Genomic DNA, 12230 nt, shown 5'->3' on the forward strand with positions numbered 1-12230 from the left:
TTAAATGAGTAATAACGAACAGACCCTGCTTAAATTAAGACAAGCGGTTCTCCAGAAAAAAATTAAAGAACGCATCCAAAATAGTCAGGTTGTGGAGAAAAGCCAAATTGTGCCAAGAAAGGCGGATCAACAAATACTCCCTTTATCCTGGGCGCAACAACGTTTGTGGTTTTTGGCGCAATTAGATCCGGCTGCGCAGACTGCCTACCATATTCCCGGTGGCCTGCGTCTGCAAGGCCATCTGAATCTGAATGCCCTGCAAGCGGCGCTGGATAAGGTTGTTGCCCGCCATGAGATTTTACGTACAACCATCAAGACAGTAGAAGGGCAAGCGCTGCAACTCATTGGTGAACCAGATAGCGGTTTCGCTTTGGCAATGGAAGATCTCAGTCACATACCAACCGCTGAACAGCAATCCATGATCGGGGAAATCACTGAGCGTGAAACCAATCAACCATTCGACTTTGCACAAGGCCCCCTAATCAGGGGCCGGCTGCTGCGGCTGGCAGAAAATGAACACATCCTGCTGTTGACTCAGCATCACATTATTTCCGATGGCTGGTCGCTCAATGTCCTGATGTATGAACTTTCCACGCTTTATCACGCATTCAGCGAAGGGCAAAATGATCCTCTGCCAGCCCTGACTCTCCAGTATGCCGACTATGCCCTGTGGCAACGGCAATGGTTACAGGGAGAGGTGATAGAAAAACAGGTGAATTTCTGGCGTGATGCGTTACAGGGCGCACCTGCGCTTTTGGAACTGCCCACCGACAGGCCACGCCCGGAAAAACAGAGTTACACCGGCGGGCGTATCGATATCGTCCTGCCACCGGAATTAAGTGCCGGATTAAGGGCGCTGAGCCAGCGTCATAGTACAACGCTATTTATGACGTTGATGGCAGGATGGGCAACTTTACTCTCCCGTCTCAGCGGGCAGACCGATTTAGTGATAGGCACGCCGGTTGCCAACCGGCAACACCGCGAACTGGAGCCGCTGATTGGTTTCTTTGTCAATACCCTGGCTCTGCGGGTTCAGTTAGATGACAACCCAACTATCAGCGAGTTGCTGGCACAGATCAGAAGCCACGCCCTGAAAGCTTATGCCCATCAGGATCTGCCGTTCGAACAACTGGTTGAAGCACTGAAACCGCCGCGCAGCCTCAGCCATAGCCCCATTTTTCAGGTCATGTTGTCAGTGGATAATACGCCGGAACAGCAGAGTATCGAATTGCCGGGTGCCACTATCAGTGAAATTGATGTCACCGAAAACAGTTCGCATTTCGATCTGTCGCTGTCAATGAATGATACTGAAAATGGCTTAGTGGGGGATTTGGAATACTCCAGCGATCTGTTTGATCATGCCAGCGTTGAACGCATTGCCAGTTACCTGCAAACCTTGCTGACTGCGATGGTTAAGGACGATTCGCAACGCGTGGCCGATTTGCCATTATTGCAACCACAGCAACGCACTCAAGTCTTGGTGGATTTCAATGATACGGTTTTCCCGCTCCCGCAAACATTGCTGATCCACCAATTGTTTGAACAACAAGCAGAACGCACTCCTGATATTACCGCATTAGTCTTCGGCGATAGTCAGTTAAGTTATGCAGAATTGAACCACCATGCCAACCAATTGGCGCATCACCTGATGTCTTCGGGTGTACGCCCTGATGACCGCATTGCTATCTGTGCTGATCGCAGTCTGGATATGATCATTGGCATGTACGCGATTCTTAAAGCCGGCGCGGGCTATATTCCCCTCGATCCGGAATACCCCACGGAACGACTGGCTCATCAGTTGTCGGACAGCAAGCCTGTCTTGTTGCTGACTCAACAACATTTACAGGCACGCTTGCCAATACAGGATATCCCTGTCTGGCTGCTGGATGATCAACATAATCGGGATAGCGTGGCGAAACAGCCTGCCCATAATCCTGATGCCAGCCAATTAGGGCTGCAACCCCATCATCTGGCCTACATCATTTACACCTCCGGCTCCACGGGCATGCCTAAAGGCGTGATGCTGGAACATCGCAACGTGGTGAACTTTATCCACGCACAGCAGCAAACCAGTGAACCCAAACCGGGGGATCGCATCCTGCAATTTGCCACTGTGGCCTTTGACACCTCGGTGTCTGATATTTTCCCCACCCTCGCCTCAGGCGCGACATTGGTTCTGCGTCCGCCGCATATCAGAATACCGGATAAAACATTTGTTGCCTTTCTGCGTGAACAGAAAATCACCATCATGGATATGCCAACCGCATTCTGGCATCACTGGGTGCAAGAGATGACAGCGGGTCGCAGTGGTTTCAGCCCTTACCTCCACACCATCATTGTGGGTGGTGAGAAAGCGGAATACCGTCATTTAATGAACTGGCTATCCAGCCCGGAAACACAGTCCTGCCGTTGGATTAATTCCTACGGCCCGACTGAAACCACGGTTATCGCAACCACACTGGCCTTAAAGAGCCGGGAATTACCTGAACTGGCAGGAGTCGTTCCGATTGGTTATCCATTACCCAATACACGCATTTATATTCTGGATACACAAGGGCAGCCGGTGCCTATCGGTGTCAGTGGTGAAATTCACATTGCCGGTGCAGGGGTTGCCCGTGGCTATTTGAACCGCCCCGATTTGACGACGGAGAAATTTGTTGCCGATCCATTCAGTGTCGATCTATTCAAAGAAAAGCCTGATGCCCGTATGTATAAAACCGGTGATTTGGGACGCTGGCTGCCAAATGGCTCGATTGAGTATATGGGGCGTAACGACTTTCAGGTTAAGATCCGTGGTTTCCGCATTGAACTGGGCGAAATTGAAGAGCAACTGGCTGCCTGCGAAGGTGTCAGCGATGCTGTCGTTATCGCCCGTGAAGAAGGCATGGGTGATAAACGTCTGGTGGCTTACCTGATCCCAGAGGCGGGTGTTACACTCATTCCGGCTCAGTTGCGTGAACAACTCAGCACTCGATTAATGGAGTATATGCTGCCCAGTGCGTTTGTCATGCTGGATGCTTTCCCGATGTCCGCCAATGGCAAATTAGATCGCAAAGCGTTGCCGATTCCTGATAGCGCCGCTATCGTCAGCCGTGAATATGAAGCACCACAAGGTGAAATTGAGCAGAAACTGGCATCAGTCTGGCAATCTTTGCTGAATCTGGAACAAGTCGGACGTCAGGATAACTTCTTTGAGTTGGGCGGGCATTCCTTGTTGGTGGTCAACCTGATTGAACAACTGCGTCAACAAAGCCTGTCTCTTGACGTCAGCGCGGTATTCTCTGCACCAACACTGGCTTCCATGAGTGCGCTTATCAGTCAGGATGATGATTTAACCAGCACGGTACAGGATGTGCCACCGAATCTCATCCACGAAGACAGTCTGGCGATTACACCGGATATGTTGCCTCTGGTCGAGCTAGCACAAAACCAAATCGACCAGATTGTTGCCCATGTGACAGGCGGCATTCCTAATATTCAGGATATCTACCCATTAGGGCCATTGCAGGAAGGCATTCTGTTCCATCACTTGCTGGAAACAGAAGGCGATCTCTATCTGGATAATCATTTAGTTGTCTTCGACAGCCGCACACGACTGGATACATTCCTACAGGCACTCCAGCAGGTCATTGACCGGCACGATATTCTGCGCAGCGCCATGCACTGGCAAGAACTTCTTAAGCCGGTTCAGGTCGTCTATCGCCAAGCACTGTTGCCCATTATAGAACTGACATTATCAGCAGAAGAAAGCGCTGAAACACAATTACGCCGCCTCACTGATTCCCGTGCAGTACGAATGGATATCACCAAAGCGCCATTGCTGGCCGCGCACATTGCCGAAGATCCTGCATCCGGTCAATGGATGCTCTCCCTGCTATATCATCACTTGGTTTGTGACCATATATCACTGGATATGATTTTCGGTGAAATACAGTCAATTCTCTTAGGGGACGGCGCTGGCCTATCTACGCCACTGCCTTACCGTAATTTTATTGCTCAAATCAGCAAAGTGCCGCTGGAAGCACATCAGGCTTACTTCCATGAGCAACTGGGTGATATCGAAGAGCCGACTCTTCCCTTTGGATTGCTGGATGTACAGGGAAGTCATCCCGATGAAATAGTCGAAAATACTTACACATTGGATAGCGAATTGGCTCGTAACCTGCGCGATTGTGCCCGCCAGTTAGGCATGAGTTCAGCCGTGCTGTTCCATGTCGCATGGGCACAGGTTCTGGCACGATGCAGCGGGCGCAATGATGTCGTGTTCGGTACGGTGCTGTTGGGGCGTTTACAAGGCGGAGTCGGTGCTTCCGAAGTGCTCGGTATGTTTATCAATACCTTGCCTATCCGCATTAAATTAGGGACGCATACCGTTCAGCAGGCCGTACAGGAAACTTATCAGCAGCTAAGCACACTTTTAGAACATGAACAGGCACCATTGGCTGTCGCTCAACGTTGTAGCGGCATTCAGGCACCGTTGCCGCTGTTTAACAGCCTGCTCAACTTCCGCCATAGTCCGCGTGAAGATGAACAGCTTGCTTCACAGGCCTGGGAAGGGATTCAGGAACTGGCAGGGGAAGAACACAGTAACTACCCGCTGTCGCTTGATGTCGATGACTTTGATGACGGATTTGCTTTAACCGCGCAATGCAGCCAGCAAATTAACCCTGCCCGCATCAATGCTTACATGAATACGGCCCTGAAAGGGATTGTGGCCGCCCTGCAACATGTCCCTGAACAGGCAATTGAAACAATCGATATCCTGTCCCTGACAGAGCGTACCCAATTACTGGAAACCTTTAACGATACCGCCATAGCCTATCCGCAGGATACCCTGATTCACCAGTTGTTCGAACAACAGGCAGAGCTGACACCAGATGCCATCGCGCTGGTATTCGGCGCGAGCCAACCGAGTTATGCAGAACTGAACCGGTATGCCAACCAATTAGCCCACCAACTGATTGAATCCGGCGTCCGTCCTGACGATCGCGTGGCAATCTGTGCCGATCGCAGTCTGGATATGATCATTGGCATGTACGGCATTCTTAAGGCGGGCGCGGGCTATGTTCCGCTCGATCCGGAATATCCGGCTGAACGATTGGCTTATCAGTTATCGGACAGTAAGCCCGCCTTATTACTGACTCAGCAACATTTACAGGCACGCTTGCCGATAAAGGACGTCCCTGTCTGGCTGCTGGATGAACAACATAACCGGGAAAGCGTAGCACAACAGCCGACCCATAACCCCGATACCAGCCAATTGGGGCTGCAACCGCACCATCTGGCCTATATCATCTATACCTCCGGTTCTACCGGAATGCCTAAAGGCGTGATGCTGGAACACCGCAATGTAGTTAACTTTATCCACGCTCAACAACAAACCAGCGAACCTAAATTGGGTGATCGTATCCTGCAATTTGCTACCGTGGCCTTTGACACCTCAGTGTCTGATATTTTCCCCACCCTCGCCTCAGGCGCGACACTGGTTCTGCGTCCGCCGCATATCAGAATACCGGATAAAACATTTGTTGATTTCCTGCGGGAACAAAAAATCACCATCATGGATATGCCAACTGCATTCTGGCATCACTGGGTACAAGAGATGTTGGCGGGTCGCAGTGGTTTCAGCCCCTATCTGCACACGATCATTGTAGGTGGAGAGAAAGCGGAACACCGCCATTTAACTGGCTGGCTGTCCAGCCCGGAGACACAATCCTGCCGTTGGATAAACTCCTATGGCCCGACTGAAACAACGGTCATTGCCACAACGTTAACGATCGATAACCCACATTCTCCGCATGTGACTGACAATATTCCGATTGGCCGACCACTGCCGAATACCCGTATCTATATTTTAGATACACTCGGTCAGCCGGTTCCTGTCGGCGTGAGTGGTGAAATTCATATCGGTGGTGCAGGGGTTGCCCGTGGTTATCTGAACCGGCCAGAACTGACCGCAGAAAAATTTGTTGCCGATCCATTCAGCGCCGAACGATTCAATAAACAGGCCAATGCCCGTATGTATAAAACCGGAGACTTAGGACGCTGGCTGCCAAACGGCATGATTGAGTATATGGGACGCAATGATTTTCAGGTCAAGATACGCGGTTTCCGCATTGAACTGGGAGAGATTGAGGCCCAACTGGCAAACTGTGAAGGCGTCAGCGATGCCGTCGTTATCGCCCGTGAAGAAGAAGCAGGTGACAAGCGTCTCATCGCTTATGTGATCCCGCAAACGGGCGTCACGCTGACCCCCGCCAATCTGCGCGAGCAACTGAGTGTCAGCTTGATGGAGTATATGCTCCCAAGTGCCTTTGTCATGCTGGATGCCTTCCCGCTCTCCGCCAACGGTAAATTAGACCGCAAAGCACTGCCGGCCCCTGATCGCACCGCTACTGTCAGCCGTGAGTTTGAAGCACCACAAGGCGAAATCGAGCAGAAACTGGCAGCGGTCTGGCAATCCTTGCTGGGATTAGAGCAGGTCGGACGCCACGATAATTTCTTTGAACTGGGCGGGCATTCTCTGTTGGTAGTCAGCCTAATCGAACAATTACGCCAGCAAAGGTTATCGATTGATGTCAGCGCCGTCTTCTCCGCCCCCACACTATCTGCCATGAGCGCCCGCTTAAATCAGAATAGTGATCAGGATGCCGATAGACAGGCCATTCCACCTAATCTGATCCGTGACGACAGCCAGAACATTACCCCGGATATGCTGCCGCTGGTGGAATTAACTCAGGCCCAGATCGACCAGATTATTGCCCGCGTACCGGGAGGTGTTGCCAATATTCAGGATATCTACCCGCTTGGGCCATTGCAGGAAGGCATTCTGTTCCACCATTTACGGGAAGAAGAAGGCGATACCTATCTCGAAAACATTCTCATAAACTTTGACAGCCGGACCAGACTGGACGGCTTCTTACATGCACTCCAGCAGGTTATTGATCGGCATGATATTCAACGTAGTGCCTTCCATTGGCAGGAATTACCAATGCCTGTGCAGGTTGTTTACCGCCATGCAGCAATGCCGATTACTGAGTTGACGTTATCTGCGGCAGAAAGTGCCGAAACACAATTACAACGTCTTACCGATCCTGACACAATCCGTCTGGATATCACCAAAGCCCCATTATTGGCCTCCTATACAGCTAAAGATCCTGCCACTGGACAGTGGTGGCTGAGCTTGTTGCATCATCATCTGGTTTGTGATCACCTGTCACTGGAAATCATTTTCGGTGAAATACAGGCATTGCTTTCAGGGGAAACAGACAGCCTGCCCGTGACCGTGCCTTATCGCAATTTTATTGCCGAAACCCGCAAAATACCGATTGAAGTACACAAGGCTTATTTCCAACAATTACTGGGGGACGTAGAAGAGCCTACCCTGCCCTTTGATTTACTTGATGTGCAGGGAAGCAATCGTGATGAACACGATGAAATAGTGGAAGATATCTTCACGCTGGACAGCGAACTGGCACAGCAGATCCGTGATTGTGCCCGCCAGCAGGGTATCAGTTCAGCCGTATTGTTCCATGTCGCATGGGCACAGGTGTTGGCACAATGCTGCGGTCGTGATGATGTGGTGTTCGGCACCGTTCTGTTGGGTCGATTACAGGGAGGCTTGGGCGCTTCTCAGGTACTCGGTATGTTTATCAACACCCTGCCCGTCCGCATTCAATTGCAGGAACGCACGGTTAAGCAGGCGGTACAGGAAACTTATCAGCGCTTGAGCGAATTGCTGGATCATGAGCAAACACCATTAGCCATTGCCCAGCGTTGCAGTGGCGTTCAGGCTTCATTGCCACTGTTTAACAGTTTGCTCAATTTCCGTCATAGCCCGCGTGATGACGAACAATCCAGATCATCGGTATGGGAAGGCATTCAGGAACAGGAAAGTGCAGAGCGCAGTAACTATCCGTTGTCACTGGATGTTGATGATTTTGATGACGGCTTCGAACTCACGGCACAATGCAGCCAGCGAGTTAACCCTGTGCGCATTAATGCCTATGTCAACGCCGCACTGAAAGGAATAGTGGCCGCATTACAAAATGCGCCTGAGCAGGCAATCCAATCAATCGATATCCTGCCATTGGCAGAACGCACCCGGTTATTGGCAGATTTTAACGATACTGCGCTGGACTATCCGCAGGATATGTTAGTCCACCAATTGTTCGAACAACAGGCAGAACGCACACCGGAGGCGACTGCACTGGTATTTGGTGACACACAATTAAGTTATGCCGAATTGAACCGCCGCGCCAACCAACTCGCGCATCAATTAATTGCGGCGGGTGTACGTCCTGATGATCGTATCGCTATCTGTGTTGACCGCAGTCTGGATATGATCATTGGCATGTACGCAATTCTCAAGGCGGGTGCCGGCTATGTTCCGCTCGATCCGGAATATCCCGTTGATCGATTGGCCTATCAGTTATCGGACAGTCAGCCCGTATTACTGTTGACCCAGCAACATTTACACGCTCATTTACCAGTACAAGGCTTAGATGTCTGGCTGATGGATGATGCGACTCAGCGGGATAACGTGGCAAAACAGCCTGAACATAATCCTGACGCCATTCAATTGGGTCTCAAACCGCATCACCTGGCCTATATCATCTATACATCGGGTTCAACAGGACAACCAAAAGGTGTAATGCTGGAACACCGTAACGTGGTGAACTTCATCCATGCTCAGCACAAGACCAGTGAACCTCAGTCAGGGGATCGCATCCTGCAATTTGCGACGGTGGCATTTGATACCTCAGTATCCGATATTTTCCCGACCCTTGCCTCCGGTGCAACCTTAGTTCTGCGCCCTGCGCATATCCGCGTGCCGGATGCAGAATTTGTCGCTTTACTGAACGACCAACAAATTACCATCATGGATATGCCGACCGCTTTCTGGCACCAATGGGTACAGGAGATGATGGCGGGACGCAGTGGCTTCGGCCAACATCTGCGTACCGTGATTGTCGGCGGTGAGAAAGCAGAACTTCGTCATTTGCTGAACTGGCAGTCAAGACCGGAAACCCAATCGTGCCGTTGGATCAACTCATATGGCCCGACGGAGACGACAGTTATTGCAACCACATTAAAACTGGATGGTAAACAGTCGACAGATATCACCGATAACATTCCGATTGGTTACCCACTGCCCAATACCCGCATTTATATTCTGGATGCACACGGACAACCTGCTCCTCTTGGAGTGAGTGGTGAAATTCACATTGGCGGTGCAGGTGTTGCCCGTGGCTATCTGAACCGCCCAGAACTGACAGCAGAGAAATTTGTTGCCGATCCATTCAAAGAAAAGCCCAATGCCCGCATGTACAAAACCGGTGATTTGGGACGCTGGCTGCCAAACGGCACAATTGAATATCTGGGACGCAATGACTTTCAGGTCAAGCTGCGTGGTTTCCGCATCGAACTTGGCGAAATAGAAACCCGTTTAGTGCAATGTCAGGGCGTGCTTGAAGCCATTGTCCTTGTCCGTGAAACAGCCCCGGATGATAAACGGCTCGTCGCCTATGTTCAGCCCCAGCCCGGCGTTACACTCGTTCCCGGTGAACTGCGCCAGCAACTTTCACAGCATCTTGCAGACTATATGCTGCCTGCCGCATTCGTCACCCTTGATGCTTTCCCACTCACATCCAATGGTAAGATCGATCGTAAGGCATTCCCTGCTCCTGACCAATCTGCCATCGTGGCTCGTGGTTATGAAGCCCCTCAGGGCGAAGTGGAAACAGTACTGGCTCAGATTTGGCAAGAATTGTTGGGATTAGAGTGTGTCAGCCGTCATGACCACTTCTTCGAATTAGGTGGGCATTCGCTGCTCATCCTGAAAGCCTGCTCTTTGGCTGTAGAAAAGTTTGCACTGGAACAGAATATGATGGCGCGTTTGATGGCCTTTACAACCATCAAAGATCAGGCTCACGCCATTGAAAACCGTGAGAATGCTGATGTGGGTTCTATGGTCGCTCTGTCGCAGAATACCAAGGCAACACCGCTGTTCTTTGCACCGGGAGCCGGAGGGCATGTATTCTACTTGCGGGAATTGGCGACAGCATTAGAAGGGTCTTATTCGGTTTGGGGCATGCAGTCTCCGGAACTGGATGGCCGCAATGCGCCTCCATTGAGCCTTGAAGCTATGGCTGGCGCAATGATCAACGACCTTAGAAAAGTCCAGCCAAACGGCCCTTATTACTTGGGCGGACATTCTTTCGGAGGCTGGCTTGCCTTTGAAATGGCTCAGCAACTTGTTCAACAAGGTGAAAGCATTGGCTTACTGGCTTTGGTCGATAGCGAATCTCCTCCTGAGAGCCTAGCGCAACGGGTTGAATCAGAATGGTCTAATAGCCAGTGGATAGCCGAATTCGGTAATGTTTTTGCGGCACTGGAAGGAGCCGAAGAGAACTTCACTGAAGAAGAATTTCAATCTATGACAGAAGAAGAGCAGATTGATAGCTTGCGACTTCGCCTGATTGAAGAGGAGCTTTTGCCACCTCAACTTGAATCTCGTGAAATAGCAACTTATTTAAGTGTGTACAAGGCTCACTCTTTGATGACTTATCAACCACAAGAGCGCTATTCAGGAAAGATTAACCTATTTATGGCAGAAGATAAGCCAGACCATGAGGAGCCAGATACTTCTGTCGAGCGTTTTATTGACGGATGGAAGACAATCCTGACCGGAGAAGTTGCGGCACAGAGTTTATCTGGTGATCACATCACCATCATGCGTCAACCTTTTGTTCAGGAGTTGGCAACAGCTATAATTAGTGTGGATAAACGGTTGTAGAGGTAAGTAAAATGTGCCGTTAATTATCAATAAGTGGCAGCCAATATGGCTGCCCTATTTACTAATCTACTTGTAAAAAAATGTATTTAAAATCACCGGACTTATTTTTTGTGGATATATTACCCTTACCAATAATCATTATGATTATTTATTTAATAAATTATTAAAATAATAAATATTATAGAAATAAAATCCAGAATAAACCCCATTAAATAAAAACGCCCTCATTTATTAACCCCATAAAAAGCAAAATTAAATCAATTATTTTTTAAAAGAAAAGATCAATATAAGAGTCATCCATTACCTTGACATATAAATCCGTTCCCTTATTCTAATTCACCATATCTCAATAAACATAAGGAAGATATCTATTATGTCTAAAACTAAACTAACCAATGGTGCTATCTTTTATACCGAAAAAAATTATACTGGGAGCTCTTATCCATATCCGGAAAATAGTAAATTAGTAAATTTAGCAGGCTCTCCATTAAATGATAAGTTTCTTTCAGTTGAAATAGGCCTTGAGTCAGTGATTTTTGCCTGGCGGCATAGCACTGAGAGTGAAGCTGGGCAAATTTATCGCGAATGGGATACAAGCCAGGCTGATATCAGTGATATTAAAGGATTAACAAAGTTTATTGTATCGCCGTCAAACCGTGACTTGTTAGCAGTGAAATTGATTAACGAGTCAGGAGACCCTCAAATATTCAGGATGAATATCCGGACCTATACAATCCCTAATCCAGTAGATTGTTATTCAAATGGCGATTATGAGGTGGTTGGTCTTATACCCAAAGATGGGAAAGAATATGTAACTTCCGTCGCGGTGTTTAATGCTCAAAATATCCCGGTAATTCAGGGGGCTGTTTATTTTAAATATAATGGCACCGATCTTGATATTATTACTCACGATGGAACAAAACCCCCTCATATGCGGTTTGAGAAAGTAGGAAAATATCATTTTAATTTTTATCTGGAAAAATTTACTGATAATAAGTAAATAAAATCTGGCATTACCAATAATTTTATAAATAAGCATTATTTGGTAAGTCATACATTGGTGGCTTAAATACAGCCACCAATTTATACTCTTCGTCTAAATTCATTTGGTATAATTTATTCAATACCAACGGAAAATTCTCATTCCTACGATAAATGTCACCGCGATAAACATCTAAAGTAATGCCTTTAAGCGCCTGATAATCCTTGTAGTGCTTTTTAACCTGCTCAAACTCAATCACTTTTTCATTATGTTGAATACCGTGTTAAAGACCCATAGGATTCTCTGTATTTCACTTAGTGATAGTTTTTCTTTGACCGTTCATATACAGGATCTTAATAATTAAGTCTTTCAAAACATGCATTCAATGTCTTGTTTTTACATGATTTTCTTTGTGGTGTTTTGAAGGCATTTTGACCTAAGTACTCCCTG

General features: G+C 48.5%; 3 protein-coding genes. 2 read left to right on the forward strand and 1 reads right to left on the reverse strand.

Annotation, left to right across the window (positions count from 1 at the left end):
- Positions 1–4: 4 nt before the first annotated feature.
- A complete protein-coding gene (locus tag AAC854_RS03560) occupies positions 5–10798 on the forward strand; it encodes a non-ribosomal peptide synthetase (protein ID WP_340615913.1) in 10794 nt (3597 codons plus the stop codon).
- Positions 10799–11171: 373 nt separating this feature from the next.
- Positions 11172–11798: a beta/gamma crystallin domain-containing protein gene (locus AAC854_RS03565; RefSeq protein WP_340615914.1), complete on the forward strand. Its 627-nt coding sequence runs from the start codon at positions 11172–11174 to the stop codon at positions 11796–11798.
- Positions 11799–11823: 25 nt separating this feature from the next.
- On the opposite strand, the gene AAC854_RS03570 is transcribed toward AAC854_RS03565, so the two are convergent.
- Positions 11824–12039, reverse strand: coding sequence for a hypothetical protein (locus AAC854_RS03570; RefSeq protein ID WP_340615915.1), 216 nt, complete (start codon positions 12037–12039; stop codon positions 11824–11826).
- Between the last annotated feature and the right edge of the window lie 191 nt (positions 12040–12230).

Origin of the sequence: Xenorhabdus entomophaga (assembly GCF_037996725.1) — a bacterium.
GTDB classification, from domain to species: domain Bacteria; phylum Pseudomonadota; class Gammaproteobacteria; order Enterobacterales; family Enterobacteriaceae; genus Xenorhabdus; species Xenorhabdus khoisanae.